The organism is Ensifer sp. NM-2 (assembly GCF_003024455.1).
Classification (GTDB): Bacteria; Pseudomonadota; Alphaproteobacteria; order Rhizobiales; family Rhizobiaceae; genus Ensifer; species Ensifer canadensis.
The window spans coordinates 31236-46221 of record NZ_PVZR01000034.1 but is presented as its reverse complement, the minus strand read 5'-3'; the positions used below and the strand labels follow the sequence as shown (position 1 = coordinate 46221).

The window sequence follows — 14986 nt, the reverse complement described above, 5'->3', positions numbered from 1 at the left end:
ACGATAACTCACGTCGTACTGAAAGGAAAAGCCATGGCGGACATAGCTACGCTCGGTCTTCAGGTGGAAACAAGGTCCGTGAAAGAGGGGACACAGTCGCTCAATCAGCTTTCTGGAGCTGCATCGCGTGCCGAGGCCGCAGCTAACGGGTTGTCGGGCGCTAACCGTGGTGCGACCGGGGCCGCTTCGGCCGCTGCGAAGGCCTATGCTTCGCAGGGCGCAGCTGCAGCATCAGCCTCGAAGCAAATTGAGATGATGAACCTGGCCGCAAACCAGAACGTGAAGGGGGTGGGCGGCCGCGGTAATCTCGCGAACATTGCTGCACAATTCCAGGACATTGCAGTCAGCGCTCAAATGGGAATGGGGCCGCTGCAAATTGCCCTTCAGCAGGGAACGCAGCTAGCGGCGGTGCTGGCAACTATGGAGAGCCCGGTAAAGGGTCTCGGTCAGGCATTCTTGTCGGTGATCTCTCCGGTGAGCTTGCTGACGATCGGAATTATCGCTTTGGTGGCCGCTGGCCTTCAGATTGTCAACTGGACCAAGCTTGCGCAATCGACGTTGATCGCCCTGGCCGACATGCTCGAAGTGGTCGCCCCGTACGCTGTGGCTGCAGCCGCCGCTCTGGCGCTGATTTACGCACCGTCGATAGTCGTCGGGATTGTCGGTGTGATCGCACTCCTTGCCAGGCTGGCCGTCGCAGCAGGCACAGTGGCGGGGAGCTTCACGGTTGCCTGGCTAGCAGCGATGGGTCCGGTCGGCTGGGTTATTGCGGGTTTCAGCGCAGTGCTCGCAGCTGCAATTATCTTCCGTGATGAGATGCAGCAGATTTTCGGTCGGGACCTCGCTGCTGACGCCAAAACAGGAGCAAACTTCGTCATCGGTTCCTTTGTGGCCGCCTACCACGATATCCAGTTTCTATGGGAGCAGTTCCCCAATGTGATTGGTGGTGCGGCAATTGGTGCAGCAAATGCGGTTATCAAAGCGATGACCGACATGGTTCAGCGCGGCGCCAGCCTTATCGACACGTTCGCGTCGAAGGCAAACGAGTGGCTGCCAGACGGGATGCAACTTGGCACCATCGGCGATTTGGGGCAGGGCGACTTCCAGTTCCCAAACAAATACGCCGAGGAACTAGCCAAGACGGCTGAGAAGCGAAACGGCCAGATCGCCTCAGATCTAAGCGCCGATTATCTCGGCGATTTCGGCGGTGCCATTGCGCGGGGCGCTTCGGCCGCGACGGGGAAACTGAAAGAGCTCGCCAAGGGCCTGACCGACGTCGACGAGAAGTCAAAGAAGCGCGCCGGCGGCAAGAGCGACCTGGAAAAATACGATGACATCGTCGCCGGCGCCGAACGGCAGATTGCTTCGCTCGAGGCGGAGCGGGACGCCCTTGGCCTGACGGCGGAAGCCGCGGCGGCGTTGCGCTACGAAACCCAGTTCCTGAACGAAGCGCAGCAGCGCGGCATCTCGCTCACTGACGCCCAGAAGAGCGAACTGTCTGCCCTTGCCCAGGTCATGGCCTCGGTTGAGGCCGAGACCATTCGCATGGGCGAGGCGATCGAGTTCTCGAAGATGCTCACCCATAGCTTCTTCGACGACTTCTTCGCGGGTCTTGAGCGAGGCAAGTCGGTTTGGGAATCGTTTGGCGAAGCGGCTCTGGGCGTGCTCGACAGGATCGCCGACAAGCTTCTGACAGACGTCATCGACGCCGTGTTTGAAGTTGGCAACGCCGGCAAGGGTGCTGGCGGCGGCGGTCTACTCGGTCTGCTTGGCGGTTTGTTCGGTGGCGGCAACACTGCCGTTGATCCGTGGGCCGGTCTTCGCGGTTACGCGAGCGGCACGTCTTCGGCTCGACCGGGTGTTGCTTGGGTCGGTGAGAAGGGGCCCGAGCTCGTCCGGTTCAAGGGCGGCGAACAGGTTATCCCAAACCATCGCGTGCATAGTGCCGCAAACACGAACGTTTCTCCATCGAGCACCCCTACCACTCAGTCGCAGCCAACACAGGTCGTGCTTCGCGTCATTGGGGAGGAAGGGCCGATGTTCCGCCCCACGATCCGCTCAGAGAGCGAGAATGTGACCATCGAGAACATCCGGGCGTACGAGCAGGGCAAGCGGAATCAGTATGAAAACGGCGGCGAGGCTTACTGATGCCTGATCCGATTTTGCTTCCCATATTCGGCGACGGGAGGAAGGAGTGGGTCGAATGCACGTTCGACCCAATTCAACCCCGCAACAGCGATCAGATGGAAGGGCGCCGAACGGAGAACCAAACGTTCGGGACGCCGTATTGGGTAGCCAGCTATGTGACGCGCCCGCTGCTGCGTCCTGAGTTCGGCGTCATGGACGCTTTCGTGATGCAGCTCGACGATAACGGGCAGACGTTTCTGGCGCATGATGTTTTCCGCCCTCGACCCATCGCCCACGACAACGGTTTTCCGCTTTCAGGCAGCAAAGCTGGGGGCGGTGCGTTCAATGGTGGTGCGGTCCTACAATCTATCACAAACCCAATCACGATCGTGATTTCAGGTCTTCCGGCTGGCTTCCAGCTATCCCGCGGGGACTATGTCGAAATCAGGAAAAGCCCGCTTGCCCGTTCACTGCACCGGATCATCGCACCTGCAATTGCAAACGCCGGCGGCGTCGCAACGCTATCGATCCGATACGCTCTGGATACCGGTAATTTCAACACGTCCTGCACTGTCCATTTCGAGAAGCCGTCCTGCACCATGCAAATTGATCCCGGTAGCTACGACGGCAAAAAATCTTGGGCCAACCGCTCGCCGTCGTTCACCGCGACGGAGGTATTCTTCTCATGAGTATCCTTGATCCCGCGGTCATCGCCGCGCTTGAAAGCGGCGATATCTCTCGCATCGATCTGATCCGCTTCGATCTGCCGGGCCGCGATCCGGTCGGCTATCATCGCGGTGGGCGCCCCTTCACCTATAACGGCATCACCTACCTGCCGAACCGCTATCTGCAGCAGGGGGAGATGCGCAGCGCCCTTGGCGCATCCGTGACCAGTCGGACAATCCGGTTTTCGAACATCCCGGCTACAGACCCGGCCGACGCGATGGCCGTCGTCGAGCAGTATGATTATCCGAACGCTCCCGTGATCGTCACGCACCTGGTCGGTGCTCCGAACTCCGACCAGGTCATCGGCGTGCTGGCGTCGAGCATCTACGAAATCGACAATGTGACCTACGACACCGGCGCCGCCGACGAGAACGGCACGCGCACGCTGTCGCTGACGATTGAGCTGCAGCCGCCCGGCCGCTCGGCACGCGGGCAAACACTCGTCAAGCGGAGTCTTGCCGAGCAGCAATTCGACAACGACGAAACCGACACGGGCCTCGAATATGTGGCGACGGTCGGCACCATCCCCGAAGAGTGGGGACAGGTTTCGAGGTAGCCATGAACCGCTTTCGCATCGTCGAGGCCACGCTGACGCGTGAGCTATCGACGCCCTATGCCTATGGCCCGGCCGATTGTTTCCACCTTGGTTGCGCCATGGCGGACGCCCTGCACGGCACCTCCCTCGTTGAGAAGTTTCACGGGGCATACCGAACGCTGTCGGGCGCGCAACGTGCACTGCGGCGTCGCGGGTTTTCGAGCCTCGTCGATTTCTTTGCGGCCGAGCTGGGGCAGGAGCCGGCCGGCGGCGCCTCGGCGCGCTTCGGGGATCTCGTCATCCTGCGGCTGGCTGACGGCGCCGAGCATGTCGGCATCTGCCTCGGCCTGCGCTTCATCACCAAAACCGAGAGGGGCCGCTCTGATCACGGCCTTTCCGACGTCATCGCAACGTTCCATCTCGGATAAGTCTTTCCATGGCTATTTTCACTAGCATCGGCGCGGCCATCGGGACGCTGTTCGGCTCCGCCCTGGTTGGCAAGATTATCGGCGGGGCTCTGGCTTTCGGCACGAAGTTCGCCTTCGCCAAGGTCAAGCAGAGCCAGCAGGGTAAGCAGAAGTTCACCGCCGTTCAGGGTCAGGTGCAGATGGGGGGAGATGTGCCGGCAGGCACGCTCTATGGCACCGGCAAGACGAAGGGGCACCGCGTCTTTTATGCCAAATGGGACAAAGGCAACAAGATGAATGCCGATGTCTTCGTGCTGGCGAGCGGCTGGTGCGATGGCTTGGAGCCCTACATCTACATGTACGGCCAGAAATACAATCTGGTGCCGAAGGCTGTCGCCGGCGGCGAAGTCGCGCGCTATAGCGTCGAAGGCTTCATCGATGGCGATGGCAATAGCTCGATCGATATACGGTTCTATGACGGCCGACCAGGCCAGGTCGCCGACGCGCAACTCGTGGCGTCGACGGCCGGCCTCGGCAACACGTGGAAATCGACCAGCCGCTTGAGCGGTCTCTGCTACGTCGTCGTCTATCGTTACTTTCACCTGCAGTTTTTCCGCGACGCGGGGAGGGGTAGCCCGTCGATCGAGTGGGTTCTGCGCGGTCTGCGCGAATACGACCCGACGAAGGATTCGACGGTCGCTGGCGGCGTCGGTCCGCAACGCATCGATGATCCGTCGACGTGGGTGCACACGCTCGTACCTGCGATCCACCGACTGAACTATCAGCTCGGTCTACGTGGTCTGCGCTCTGGCCGCACGATCGTTGGTGAGGGTAAGTCGCTCGGCCAGCTCGATCTGCCGTCGTACTTCGCGGCGATCAATTATTGCCGCACGCTGCGCAAGGGGAAGCCGACCTATCAGTGCTCGCTCTGGGTCGACAGCGATACCGATCATACGGAAGCGCTGTCCGCATTTGACGACGCCATGGCTGGCTATGCGATCAACCGGCGCGGTCTCTCGGGCGTCATTGTCGGCGCACCGCAGATCCCGGTGCTGGACATCACGCCGACCGATATCCCGGTAAAGCGGGCCAAGCAGAAACAGCTGCGCAAGTCGGCATTCGCCTTGTTCAACCATCTCTCCGGCCAGTTCACCTCGCCGGAAGCAATGTGGAATCCGGAGAGCCTGAAGACAATCGTCGTCAATGCCGACGTCGCCGCCGACAAGCGGGCGCGGCAGACGTCGAACGACTTCCTGCAGGTGCATGATCCGGACATTGCGCAGTACCTGTTGAACATCCGTTATCGGCAGAACCGAAAGGGTGGCTCGGCCACCATTCCAGTTAGCCGTCGTGTCGGTTTCGCCGTGCAGGAAGGCGAGTGGGTCACCTTCGAGGGTAAGACCTGGATGGTGATGGAATGGCAGCTCTCGGAAGCGTTCGAGGTCACGTTCGTGCTCGGGGAAGTGGGCGCCGACATTTACGACGATGGCGATATCGCGCCGGGCCCGATCGTCATCCCGCCTGTGCCGCCGATCAACCCGTCGCAACTGTTCACGGTGCAGGGCTTTGACGTTTACGCCGGCATGATCGCGGGCGGGAACGGCTATGACGTGCCGGCGCTCGAATTCGTCTGGACCCCTCCGGATGATCCGACGATCACCTCGGTGATCTTCAACTACCGGGTCGAGGGTACGCTCGAAGATTTTACCGATCAGAGTGCCGAGCCGGAACTCGGGCGGTACCGGACGACGAAAAACATCCTGTCGGAAAAGGTCTACGTCGCCAGGGCGACGATCACGACCATGCCGGACCGGTTGCGGAACTTCACGCCCTGGCGCACCACGTCGACGGCGACCGGGGCCCTCAATATTCAAGTCGGTCTCGGTCAGGTGCGCGACGATGTCAGGGATCGCTTCAAGGATCTTCAGGCCGAGATGGATGATTTCTTCCGGCCGCGCATTGAAGAGCTGGTGACGGCTTTTTCGTTGCAAGGTGCTGTCGGACAGATCCAGCGCGAGCAGATCCGCGCAGCCGTTGGAGACGCTCTCGCCGAGATTTCGGAGGAACGCCGGGTTCGCGTCTCGGAGACCGAAGCGCTCGCGCAGATCCAGACCGTTCTGCAGGCCAGCCTTGGTCAGACCAATGCGCGCCTGTTCAGCGAGGAAACGACGCGCGCCAGCGCCGATGGGGCTCTCAGTAGCCAGATCACGCAGCTCTTTGCCGACAGTGCCGGAAACGCTGCCGCTATCCAGACTGAAGCGACCGCACGGGCGAATGCGGACAGTGCATTGGCCGGGACAGTCACCTCTCTTGAGGCTGAGGTTGATGGCAACCTGGCACTGTTGAATAGCGAGCAGACGACCAGGGCGAACGCCGACAGTGCTCTCGCCACCAGCATCAATGGTGTAAGTGCGGACCTGAATGGCCGCTTCGCGCAAGGGCTCGTCAAGTTCGAGGCGGCGGCCGACCAGACGGGCGTGAATGCCCGGTTCTCGGTGATGCTGCGCGCGAACCTCGGGGCAGTGTTCAAGGATAGCGGCTTCTACATCGAGCTTTACACGGAAAGCAGCGTGCTCAAGTCGCGCTTCGCGGTGAAGGCCGATCAGTTCGTCGTCTGGAACGGTGGCTCGAATGCCTTCCTGCCGATCGTCATCGAGAATGGTGAGTTGAAGCTCAATATCGCCAATGTGGGATTGATCCGGTCGGGTCGGCTCCTGGCACTGAACAACAAAGTCGATTTCAATCTCAATGCCGGCACCTTGGAGTTCTACAGCTGATGGTTCGCACGATGATAGGCATCGACTCGACGGGCGCCGCCTGCATCAAGATCATGAAGAACGATGCCGACGATCCGCGCACCACGCCGGACAGCCAGCGCTGGAAGTTCCTCTACAACAGCAAACTCGGCATCCAAGCGAACTTGTGTGACATAGGGGTGGTCAACACGTTCCAGGCCGGTAGCGGTGTCACCTACTATCCGCCGGGAAGCAATTCCGCGACGTTTACTTACATGTCAGTCACTGTTGCGCAGGGAACGCTCTGGGGCTTTCGCAACACTGCGTTCCCTACGCTCCGGTACAACGTCCCGCTGTTTGACGTGAAGGCGAAAAAGGGCGGCGGCAGCAACCGCTACAATCAACAGATGGTCGCCTGGACCGACAGCGGTGAATATTACAACGGCCAGGGCGGTTTCTACGCCGTGGGAAATTACGCTCAAATCGGATGGGCGGAAAACATGGTTCTGAACAATAATCTGGGGACCTTCGCATACGGCACCCCGATCGTCGTCACTCCGAACGACACCATTGATGCCTTCAACAAATTCCGATCACGCGACAAACGCTTGAACGTCTGGAATTTGCCGGGGAACAATGTCGCGCCGGATGACGCTCCGGTGTTGGCGCCGAACGGGACTAAGACGATCAAGATCTCATCAACCGAGTTGAAGATCGCCAAGCCGGGCTACAACGTCGATACTGCCACTGTTCAGCAGATGGCCTTTGATGGTTCCAAGTTACCGGTGAAGGTCATTGCTGCCGCTGACATCGCGCTTCCTGCGGGGGTGAGCTACTACGAGACCGGCATGCCTTTGCCCGACACCGTCGCGCTCGACGTTCATTTCTACGACAGCCCAACGATCATGTATCCGTCAAACCCGCAAACACTCGATTTCGGCGCGGAGTATTGGTTCGACGGCAGCCGGATCGGCTTCGATGCCTCGAAAGCGATGCGGGCGCGTTTCATGCTCTACATGGAAGACACGAGCGGCCCGACCGGAGGATCCAACAAGGTGCTTCGGCAGTTCGACGATGGCGGGCGTGTTGTGCAGTTCCTTCGCCCCGGTTCCGCAAATCCGCCGGGCTGGCGCGATATCATCATCGATACCCGCTGGCCGCAGGTCCAGATCCTCGCCCAAGGCTACTTCAACGTTTCGGCCGGCAACGACGTGATCACGGATATCCCATTCGACGGGACGGGCATGTTCCCGATGGTGAAATACCTCACACATCATGGCGCCGGTAACGGCGCGAGCCTCGGGCAAAATAACCTCCCGATGTCATGGAGTGCGTTGTGGCGCCTCCCGTTCGTGAAGCGTCTGAAATACATCTACAACTTCAACCAATCTCACGCCGGCGAAAGCACCTATTGCGAATTGACGGCGAACAATGCCCGGTTCCACACTTTCGCAGGGAACGCCGGCGATTACTACAATCGCAGCGACAGCCCTGGAAACTGGCGCACCTCGGGCGCCTACGCGCCCATCGGCATCCGCTACTACATCTTCGGCATTCCCACCTAGGATCCCTTGACATGACCATCCCTTATGTATCGGGCACCGTTTCGGTGACCGCCGGCAACGCCGTGGTGACAGGCAATGGCACCGGCTGGCAAACCGGCCTGGTGATCGGCGGCCTGTTTGGTCTCGACAGCGCCAACGGCAATCCGGTTCCGATCCTGTCGATCGACAGCGACACGCAGCTGACGCTCGCCAAGCCCTGGCGCGGCACTACTGCCGCCAACCAGGCTTACTGGATCGTTCGCGAAACCACCTATGCGCAGCAGATGACTGCCAACGCCCAGGCGCTCGCGACCTACATCCAGAGGCTCGACAACGCAGCGCTGGCAGCGCTCGCGACTTTGGCGCCTGCGGCCGACAAGATGGCCTATTTTAGCGGCGCTGGAACTGCTGCCTTGTCTGACATCAAGGCCAAGGGACGGGACATTCTCGCCGCCACCACAACGCTAGCTCTCCTGTCGAAACTTGGTCCAGTAAGCGGGGGAAGAGCGGCCCCGGCGCCTTCTGGGGCTGATGTCGGTCTGGCTGATGGTGACTTCGACCAAATGGCGATACCGGGCGAGTTTTCGATCAACGGAAACCGGAGCAACGGATATCTGGGCGCTGCCTCAGCTTCTTACGGTGGAATCTTGCGGGTCGGGCTTCGCAACAATGGTCAACTCTTCCACGAGCTTCACGTCCCGAGTGTTGATCGCGCACTGGTGTATGGCCGCATATTCGCGAACGGCACATGGCGAGCTTGGAAGCTCGTTCGCACCGGAATTGTCGGCATTGTTTCTCGAACCGGCACGGTTATTGACGGTGATATCATCGAGCGGGGCAGTAATGCCAACGGTGAATATGTCCGCTTTGCTGATGGGACGCAGATCTGCTGGACGTTCTCGCTTACGGCAAACCCAACAGTAGACAGTGTCGTTACCTGGACGCTGCCGGCGGCCGTAAGTGGAACGAATGTCAATTTGGCTTCGATCAATTATGGCGACCTGGCCGCTGCTGATCGCGGGGCAATTATTTATTCCTGGACCAGCAACCGGTTCGTTTTGTTCAAGGCCAGCGCTTGGGTCGATACGTCGGTGACTGTTTTCGCGGTCAATATTGGAAGGTGGTTCTAATGAAAATCTCTCTTTCTCCCCAGCGTCGCGATGACCGGCTAAAAGTCATTCGCAGCGGCACTGACGTTCTCCTGATAAATGATGAGGTGTTCGATTTCACCAACCTGCCGGATGGCGGGACGATTCCGGCTGGCAGCGTGCCTTGTGAGTGGATCGTTGGGCCGGTTGAACGTATCGGCGGTCAGCTGCACCTGATGTTGATCCTTCCCCATGGCCCGAACCCATCGCAGGCTGTTACATTACCTGACGCCATCATAGATCCCCCGATTGGCTGGGAAGTGTCTTTCCCCAACGACCCGACGCCAGCCATCGAGGACGTCATCGAAGAGGAGCTCGCCAATGTGGACGGTTGATCTGTCAAATGTCATCACTGCCGAGCAGAAGGCAGCGGAAGCGATAGCCGCGATGCAGGCGGCCTACACCGCTGCCATTCAGGATCACCTCGACACCAAGGCGCAGGAGCGGCGGTATGATGGTATCCAGACAGCCATCACCTATCGCGATGACCCAAACCCGCAGTTCGCGGCCGAGGGCGCTGCGCTCTTTATCTGGAGGTCGGCGGTGTGGACTTATTCCACTGCCGAGCTCGCGAAGGTGCTAGCGGGGGAGCGTGAGCGTCCGAGCGTGGAGGTGTTCGTCGCCGAGCTGCCGGCGTTTGTCTGGCCACTAGTTCAAATCTAGGCCCACAGCGCTTCAACTGCGGATCTCGATGTAGATCTCTGAGCCGGAGAAGCTCCAATTTGTGTGTCCACGCCGGTGGGCACGAAATATCATTCCTCCCGCGTCTTCAGTGGGCATGCCGGCCATCTTGGAAACGAACGCCATTGTTTCGAACATGTCTCCTTCGAACCACTCGCCGTTTCCGTTGGTCACTACCACCGCGCTGTAAACCATTTGTCCCTCCTCGGGGCGAAGTCCAGAGTTGTTCGACCATCCACTAAACAGAGGTAGTTATTATGAACCGACGCATCAATGCGGCGGGCCTTGCGCTCGTCAAACAGTGGGAAGGCCTGAAGACAAAGGCCTATCAGGACGTCGCCGACGTCTGGACCATCGGTTACGGCCATACCAGCGCCGCCGGCGCGCCGGTGGTAAAGCCGGGAATGGTGATCACCGAGGCGCGCGCCGAAGAGATCCTGCGCGCCGATCTCGCCAAGTTCGAGGAGCGCGTTGCACGCCTGGTCAAAGTACCGTTGACCGATAATCAGCATGCGGTGCTTGTGTCCTTCGATTTCAACACCGGCAGGCTCGGCAAGTCGACGCTGCTGAAAAAGCTGAACGCCGGCGACTACGACGCCGTGCCGGCCGAGCTGATGAAGTGGGTCAACGCCGGAGGCAAGCGCGTGAAGGGTCTCGTCAATCGCCGCTCGGCCGAAGCCGGGCTTTGGGCCAAGGGAGAGTTCGTCTCGACCAACACGCAGCCCGCCGCGCCGAAGGCACCGGACGTCGTGACGAAGGAAAATGTCAGCTGGCTGGCCGGCATCGTCTCGACCCTTGGCTTTGCCTTCACCGGTAACGGTCCGCTGCAGTGGGCGCTGGCCGGCATCATTGTCGCGTCGTTTGCTGGCGGCGCTTTCCTGTTCATCCGCAAGCGGCTCGATCCGGCATGATCCCCTGGCCGAAGATCCTCGGCGTCGTGCTCGTGCTCGCCGCCATCACCTGGACCGTTCTTGAGATCCGCGCGGACGGCGCCCGCTCAATCACCAATGCATTCGAGAGGCAAAACAATGCGGCGGCACATTCCGCGGGCAATGCTCGCTCTGACTATGACACTTGCCCTGACGGGCTGTGGGACTTCGGCGCCGGCAAGTGTCGACGGCCTGCGGCGGGTCGTCGGAACTGACCTGGTCGGCGCGCGCGGGGCGACGCCGGCGGATCAGCGAAATATAGACCGGACTGTCGTCGGGCTTTGCGCCGGCGGCGTCTGGACGAATGCGGAATGCGTGAGGCACGGGGAAGGGAAGTAGATGGCACCTGCGGAGATCGATGCATCAGTGCATAGGCAGCTCGGCGAGTTAGTGGCGGGCATGCGGGGCTTGCAGGACTCCATCAAGCGATTGGAGGAGGGGGCGATCCGATCGGAAGACAAAGCGGCCGCCAGTCGGCAAGGGGTCCATAGTCGCATGGATCAGCTGGTCGACCGAGTTGGTGACGTCGAGGCCTCGGTAACCTCAATTGGTGCGGACGTGGCCGAAATGAAACCGGTCACCGACGACGTGAAACGTTGGAAGCTGATGGGAATCGGTGCGCTCGGGGTCACCGGCATTGCTGCGATGGCGCTCGGTGTGAGCTTCGCCGAGGCTATCCGGCGCATCCTGTTTGCCGTGATAGGGAAAGGGTAGCTTCGGCGCTATTTTTCCTCTTGAAAGCCGTTCCAGATGTATTCTGCAAGCTTAGACATCATCATGAGTTTCAGGCTGAACCCCGTCGATCCCCAGCTTTGGCCGCCGCGCAAAAAGAAAGTCTCGTAGAACTTTCCCAGGCCAATGAGGAATATGACCCAACAGTAGACCGCGATCACTGGTTTGAACGCGAGCCAAACAAGCGCGAGAGCCGCAACGAGTAGAATACGGTACCAGAGCAGGTTCTGACGGATCCAGATCAACATCACGTTGCTCTCGTTGGTGAGTGTCTTGACGGTGGTGCTCGTCTTATGCGGGAAGTCCGACAAAGGAAAGGCTCTGCGCAACGGGCCCTGCATTCGATCGAAATCGCTCTGCGCGCTCTGCGTTCCCGCGGGAATCCATTTCGCCCGCGGCGGCGCCGAGGTATCTGCTATCGCTGATCAGCCAATAGTCGGGCGACCTGAAGGTGATGGGGAGATTTTGCAGAGGATGGAAGGAGGGCGGTTGAGGCGTTAACGGCGCCTCAAAAAGAATAGTGACCTTCATCGCCACGATCACTCGCAACATGAATACGCCCAGCCTGAACACTTTTGCCGTTGACGATTGCCTTGACTACTAAGTCTCCCTGTTCGCCTTCTCTAATCTTGAAGCTGAATGGCCCCAGGGACATTGGCACCGGAAACTCGGCTGAGAGGACCTCCATGGTGCCGCGCGCTCCAGCAAAGGGAGCGCGCTGATTGGGCGCGATCAAAGAGATGTCGAATTCGTGTTCTCCAACTTTTAGACCCGACACTCGCATCCATATCCATATTTTGATGGTACCATGACCTTGGCTTCGGATATCTGAACCGTACACGCCTACAAGTGTATGTTTGCCTGAGATCTCTTGCCTGACGTCGTCGCAGAAGATCGTGTCAATCTTTAATGCCATTTTACGCTTACCGTTGTGGCCGTGTTTGTCAAAGGAGGAACAGACTGCACATCGGTATATTCGATGAGTTTGAATTTGCTGTGCACCACCACGGTCACCTGCTTAGTGAGGAAGCATGTTGGTGACCAGGACTCATTCTCCGTTTCGAGTTTTTGCGGCCAATGCTCATCAAACCGAAGAAATGCACCATTGATCGCGAAAAGGATCTCCGCGCACGTTTCCACCGTCCAGTTACCAGAAGAAGTCATCAGTCGAGTAACCTGCGAAGGATCCTTTCCGAGGCGCTTCGCAAGCGTGGCGCGTGAAATGCCAGCTTCGATGAACGCGCGAGTGACCAGGTCAAACAGATTGTCCTTCGCCGTCTGAGAGACATACGCTAGCGCTCTACCCGAAATCTTCTCCTCGCCAGTCGGTTCAGCCAACAACGAAGGGCTTCGTGAGATATTCGTCATGTGTGTTTCCAATCAATGCCGGATGGTGAGGGAATAATCCGTGCCAGTTCAGCTTGCATTTTTTTATTTCGGCGTCGAAATCCATGTTCTCCCGGAGTTCCCAGTTTAAAAGCACTAGGAGGTCCTTATCAGCGAAAGCACCGAAAATCCTTAGTGACGGCTTGGGGTTGGTAACCCGCAGATCTACGACCCCATCCGAAATCGGTGCATTCCGCGCAATGTCACTATGGACGCTTTTGTTCCTTGGATTGAGCGCGAAAACGATAGACTTTCCGAATGAGAAGCTATCGAGTCTCGCTCTCGCTTGACCGCTCGGTCGTTCAAGCTTTTCATCGACGTCTACGTCATCGCCCACTAGGCTCCAGACTTCGTTACTTACAAACACGCCGCGCACCAGCGGCTTGTCCCCAGCGATTGCGGGTGAAAGTGCGCGCAGCAAACCAGTGCCAACGTGTCCACTTATTAGCTTCCTTATGGACATATAAGTCAACACATCCGAGTTAACAAGTTATTGTATTTCACGTTGTCCGGCTCCTCGAGGAACAGTTTTCCGAACTCGCGGACAAGTCCGTCTCCGAGCGATTCCCCACTAACATCTAAGCACGTTGTGATTGAGTCAAGCGTTGAGGGATCGCCATGCGAAGGTTAAAGAAAAAGGCCGCAGAGGAGGGGCCAAAGGGTGGGACAGCGGCTGCGGCGGGAGTGCCAACTGTGAGCGCAAGGCGTGAAACTGCGCCCGGCGCATGAGAAGTTCAGCCACCTGCACGACGGTTCTATCCGCTTCCAAGCCCCTGGAGAGGCGGCGGTAGATACAGGAATTCCGCCACAGCTGGAATTGTTGTAGAGTTAGGTACTGGGTACGTACAGCGATTGCGGCCTCCGCAGCGGGGCCGCTTTTTTATGAGCTTCGGGACGGCCCTTAGCAACGTCGTCGCTGAGCCCTGGCAGCGGTGAGACGTTTTCGCCATCTCGTGCGTTAATGCGGAATGGCTAAGACACTTAGAAAGAAACCGCCTCCAGGGCCGATTGCGGATCCCATGCCGGACCGTGTCGAACCTTGCCTTGCGCTGCTTGCCAAGAAAGTACCGGCCGCAGGCGACTGGGCGTTTGAAATCAAATGGGATGGCTACCGCCTGGCGGTCCATATCGAGCCGGGCGGCGTGCGCATCATTACCCGCGGCGGCCATGACTGGACGCATCGTTTCCCGGCGATCGAGGCGGCAGCGAAGGTTTTGGGCCCGACAACCATGATCCTTGACGGCGAGGCGGTCGTGCTCGACGAGGCCGGGCGTTCGAACTTCGGGATGCTTCAGGCGGCGCTCGGCGGTCGGGGCGGCAAGCGCGAAGCCGAAGAGGCGCGATTCTATGCCTTCGATCTTCTCTATCTCGATGGTCATGACCTGCGCGGCATGCATCAGCGAGAACGGCGGATGATCCTGGAAGATATGATCGACGAGGGTGCCTCGATCATTCGTGTCTCGGAGGAGATCGACGGTGATTGCGCGGCGATTCTGGAGCAGGCCTGCAAGTTCGGCCTTGAAGGGATCATCGCCAAGAACCGGAAGGCGCCGTACCGTTCCGGCCGGCTCGGTGATTGGCTCAAGCTGAAATGCATCCAGAGCGACAGCTTTATCGTCGTCGGGTTCGAGCCTTCAACGAAAGTGACCGGAGCGATATCCCGACTACTTCTGGCGGCAAGGAGAGGCAACGAGCTGGTCTATGTTGGCGGCGTCGGCACAGGCTTTACCGAGATGGCCCGCGACCTCCGCAAGCAACTGGCAGCCATACCGACGAAGGTGCCGCCGGTCGCACTCAAGCGGAAGAACGCCGTGTTCTGCGAGCCGGTATTCGTCGCCGAGGTCACCTATACCGAGATCACCAGCGACGGAAAGCTTCGCCATCCTTCATTCAAAGGGCTGCGCGAGCTGGCCGACAATGCCGACGTCTTCGATCTCAAAAAATAGGCCCCGGGGAAGGGGCCTTGGAGAGATGCAACTTCGACATGAGTACATATAACACCCCTGCGGCGGCAATGTTCCATCGCGGCGGTCGAC

General features: G+C 59.3%; 18 protein-coding genes. 14 read left to right on the top strand and 4 right to left on the bottom strand.

Features of this window, described 5'->3' with window-relative positions; genetic code table 11:
• Window positions 1-33: 33 nt before the first annotated feature.
• From C6558_RS36150 to C6558_RS36110, 9 genes are read left to right on the top strand one after another with little or no spacing between them, the layout of a single operon-like run.
• Window positions 34-2148 (top strand): phage tail length tape measure family protein, encoded by a 2115-nt coding sequence (locus tag C6558_RS36150; RefSeq protein WP_107028579.1) that lies wholly within the window; start codon window positions 34-36, stop codon window positions 2146-2148.
• A complete protein-coding gene (locus tag C6558_RS36145; RefSeq protein ID WP_107028578.1) occupies window positions 2148-2816 on the top strand; it encodes a hypothetical protein in 669 nt (222 codons plus the stop codon). The genes C6558_RS36150 and C6558_RS36145 overlap by 1 nt, the downstream gene beginning before the upstream one ends.
• Entirely contained in the window at window positions 2813-3409 is a 597-nt protein-coding gene (locus tag C6558_RS36140; protein WP_107028577.1) for a DUF2163 domain-containing protein, read from the top strand. Before C6558_RS36145 ends, C6558_RS36140 begins: the two co-directional genes overlap by 4 nt.
• Before the next feature lie 2 nt (window positions 3410-3411).
• Window positions 3412-3816, top strand: coding sequence for a hypothetical protein (locus tag C6558_RS36135; protein WP_107028576.1), 405 nt, complete (start codon window positions 3412-3414; stop codon window positions 3814-3816).
• An 8-nt stretch (window positions 3817-3824) separates the two neighbouring features.
• A complete protein-coding gene (locus tag C6558_RS36130) occupies window positions 3825-6572 on the top strand; it encodes a DUF1983 domain-containing protein (RefSeq protein ID WP_107028575.1) in 2748 nt (915 codons plus the stop codon).
• Window positions 6572-8095, top strand: a complete 1524-nt coding sequence (locus C6558_RS36125) for a hypothetical protein (protein ID WP_107028574.1) — start codon at window positions 6572-6574, stop codon at window positions 8093-8095. Before C6558_RS36130 ends, C6558_RS36125 begins: the two co-directional genes overlap by 1 nt.
• Before the next feature lie 11 nt (window positions 8096-8106).
• Window positions 8107-9204 carry a phage tail protein gene (locus tag C6558_RS41230; protein ID WP_245449309.1) on the top strand — a complete coding sequence of 366 codons (1098 nt, stop codon included), beginning with the start codon at window positions 8107-8109 and terminating at the stop codon, window positions 9202-9204.
• Window positions 9204-9557: a hypothetical protein gene (locus C6558_RS36115; RefSeq protein WP_107028573.1), complete on the top strand. Its 354-nt coding sequence runs from the start codon at window positions 9204-9206 to the stop codon at window positions 9555-9557. Before C6558_RS41230 ends, C6558_RS36115 begins: the two co-directional genes overlap by 1 nt.
• Entirely contained in the window at window positions 9544-9885 is a 342-nt protein-coding gene (locus tag C6558_RS36110) for a hypothetical protein (RefSeq protein WP_107028572.1), read from the top strand. The genes C6558_RS36115 and C6558_RS36110 overlap by 14 nt, the downstream gene beginning before the upstream one ends.
• Before the next feature lie 12 nt (window positions 9886-9897).
• Here the strand turns inward: C6558_RS36110 and C6558_RS36105 are convergent, their stop codons facing one another.
• The gene (locus C6558_RS36105) at window positions 9898-10098 is read right to left on the bottom strand and encodes a hypothetical protein (protein WP_107028571.1); all 201 of its coding nucleotides are present in this window, start codon (window positions 10096-10098) and stop codon (window positions 9898-9900) included.
• A 62-nt stretch (window positions 10099-10160) separates the two neighbouring features.
• On the opposite strand from C6558_RS36105, the gene C6558_RS36100 reads away from it, so the two are divergent.
• Genes C6558_RS36100 through C6558_RS36085 form a run of 4 tightly spaced genes read left to right on the top strand, consistent with a single transcriptional unit; the run spans window position 10161 to window position 11546 of the window.
• Window positions 10161-10814 carry a lysozyme gene (locus tag C6558_RS36100; RefSeq protein WP_107028570.1) on the top strand — a complete coding sequence of 218 codons (654 nt, stop codon included), beginning with the start codon at window positions 10161-10163 and terminating at the stop codon, window positions 10812-10814.
• The gene (locus C6558_RS36095; protein ID WP_146160960.1) at window positions 10811-11047 is read left to right on the top strand and encodes a hypothetical protein; all 237 of its coding nucleotides are present in this window, start codon (window positions 10811-10813) and stop codon (window positions 11045-11047) included. Before C6558_RS36100 ends, C6558_RS36095 begins: the two co-directional genes overlap by 4 nt.
• Entirely contained in the window at window positions 10932-11171 is a 240-nt protein-coding gene (locus tag C6558_RS41225) for a hypothetical protein (RefSeq protein ID WP_107028569.1), read from the top strand. Before C6558_RS36095 ends, C6558_RS41225 begins: the two co-directional genes overlap by 116 nt.
• A complete protein-coding gene (locus C6558_RS36085; protein ID WP_107028568.1) occupies window positions 11172-11546 on the top strand; it encodes a DUF1515 family protein in 375 nt (124 codons plus the stop codon).
• 8 nt (window positions 11547-11554) lie between these two features.
• Here the strand turns inward: C6558_RS36085 and C6558_RS36080 are convergent, their stop codons facing one another.
• The 3 genes from C6558_RS36080 to C6558_RS36070 all read right to left on the bottom strand — a co-directional run bounded on the left by C6558_RS36080 (window position 11555) and on the right by C6558_RS36070 (window position 12932).
• The gene (locus tag C6558_RS36080) at window positions 11555-11893 is read right to left on the bottom strand and encodes a hypothetical protein (protein WP_146160956.1); all 339 of its coding nucleotides are present in this window, start codon (window positions 11891-11893) and stop codon (window positions 11555-11557) included.
• Between the two features lie 179 nt (window positions 11894-12072).
• Window positions 12073-12480: a hypothetical protein gene (locus tag C6558_RS36075; protein WP_107028566.1), complete on the bottom strand. Its 408-nt coding sequence runs from the start codon at window positions 12478-12480 to the stop codon at window positions 12073-12075.
• A complete protein-coding gene (locus C6558_RS36070) occupies window positions 12471-12932 on the bottom strand; it encodes a hypothetical protein (RefSeq protein WP_146160955.1) in 462 nt (153 codons plus the stop codon). Before C6558_RS36070 ends, C6558_RS36075 begins: the two co-directional genes overlap by 10 nt.
• Before the next feature lie 1037 nt (window positions 12933-13969).
• On the opposite strand from C6558_RS36070, the gene ligD reads away from it, so the two are divergent.
• Window positions 13970-14896 carry a non-homologous end-joining DNA ligase gene (ligD, locus tag C6558_RS36060; protein ID WP_371412334.1) on the top strand — a complete coding sequence of 309 codons (927 nt, stop codon included), beginning with the start codon at window positions 13970-13972 and terminating at the stop codon, window positions 14894-14896.
• The last annotated feature ends 90 nt before the right edge of the window (window positions 14897-14986 follow it).

What these genes read in the sequence shown, in the direction of transcription:
- C6558_RS36150 (WP_107028579.1), top strand. Translation starts at nt 34, where the DNA reads ATGGCGGACATAGCTACGCTCGGTCTTCAGGTGGAAACAAGGTCCGTG.
- C6558_RS36145 (WP_107028578.1), top strand. Translation starts at nt 2,148, where the DNA reads ATGCCTGATCCGATTTTGCTTCCCATATTCGGCGACGGGAGGAAGGAG.
- C6558_RS36140 (WP_107028577.1), top strand. Translation starts at nt 2,813, where the DNA reads ATGAGTATCCTTGATCCCGCGGTCATCGCCGCGCTTGAAAGCGGCGAT.
- C6558_RS36135 (WP_107028576.1), top strand. Translation starts at nt 3,412, where the DNA reads ATGAACCGCTTTCGCATCGTCGAGGCCACGCTGACGCGTGAGCTATCG.
- C6558_RS36130 (WP_107028575.1), top strand. Translation starts at nt 3,825, where the DNA reads ATGGCTATTTTCACTAGCATCGGCGCGGCCATCGGGACGCTGTTCGGC.
- C6558_RS36125 (WP_107028574.1), top strand. Translation starts at nt 6,572, where the DNA reads ATGGTTCGCACGATGATAGGCATCGACTCGACGGGCGCCGCCTGCATC.
- C6558_RS41230 (WP_245449309.1), top strand. Translation starts at nt 8,107, where the DNA reads ATGACCATCCCTTATGTATCGGGCACCGTTTCGGTGACCGCCGGCAAC.
- C6558_RS36115 (WP_107028573.1), top strand. Translation starts at nt 9,204, where the DNA reads ATGAAAATCTCTCTTTCTCCCCAGCGTCGCGATGACCGGCTAAAAGTC.
- C6558_RS36110 (WP_107028572.1), top strand. Translation starts at nt 9,544, where the DNA reads ATGTGGACGGTTGATCTGTCAAATGTCATCACTGCCGAGCAGAAGGCA.
- C6558_RS36105 (WP_107028571.1), bottom strand. Translation starts at nt 10,098, where the DNA reads ATGGTTTACAGCGCGGTGGTAGTGACCAACGGAAACGGCGAGTGGTTC.
- C6558_RS36100 (WP_107028570.1), top strand. Translation starts at nt 10,161, where the DNA reads ATGAACCGACGCATCAATGCGGCGGGCCTTGCGCTCGTCAAACAGTGG.
- C6558_RS36095 (WP_146160960.1), top strand. Translation starts at nt 10,811, where the DNA reads ATGATCCCCTGGCCGAAGATCCTCGGCGTCGTGCTCGTGCTCGCCGCC.
- C6558_RS41225 (WP_107028569.1), top strand. Translation starts at nt 10,932, where the DNA reads ATGCGGCGGCACATTCCGCGGGCAATGCTCGCTCTGACTATGACACTT.
- C6558_RS36085 (WP_107028568.1), top strand. Translation starts at nt 11,172, where the DNA reads ATGGCACCTGCGGAGATCGATGCATCAGTGCATAGGCAGCTCGGCGAG.
- C6558_RS36075 (WP_107028566.1), bottom strand. Translation starts at nt 12,480, where the DNA reads ATGGCATTAAAGATTGACACGATCTTCTGCGACGACGTCAGGCAAGAG.
- C6558_RS36070 (WP_146160955.1), bottom strand. Translation starts at nt 12,932, where the DNA reads ATGACGAATATCTCACGAAGCCCTTCGTTGTTGGCTGAACCGACTGGC.
- ligD (WP_371412334.1), top strand. Translation starts at nt 13,970, where the DNA reads ATGCCGGACCGTGTCGAACCTTGCCTTGCGCTGCTTGCCAAGAAAGTA.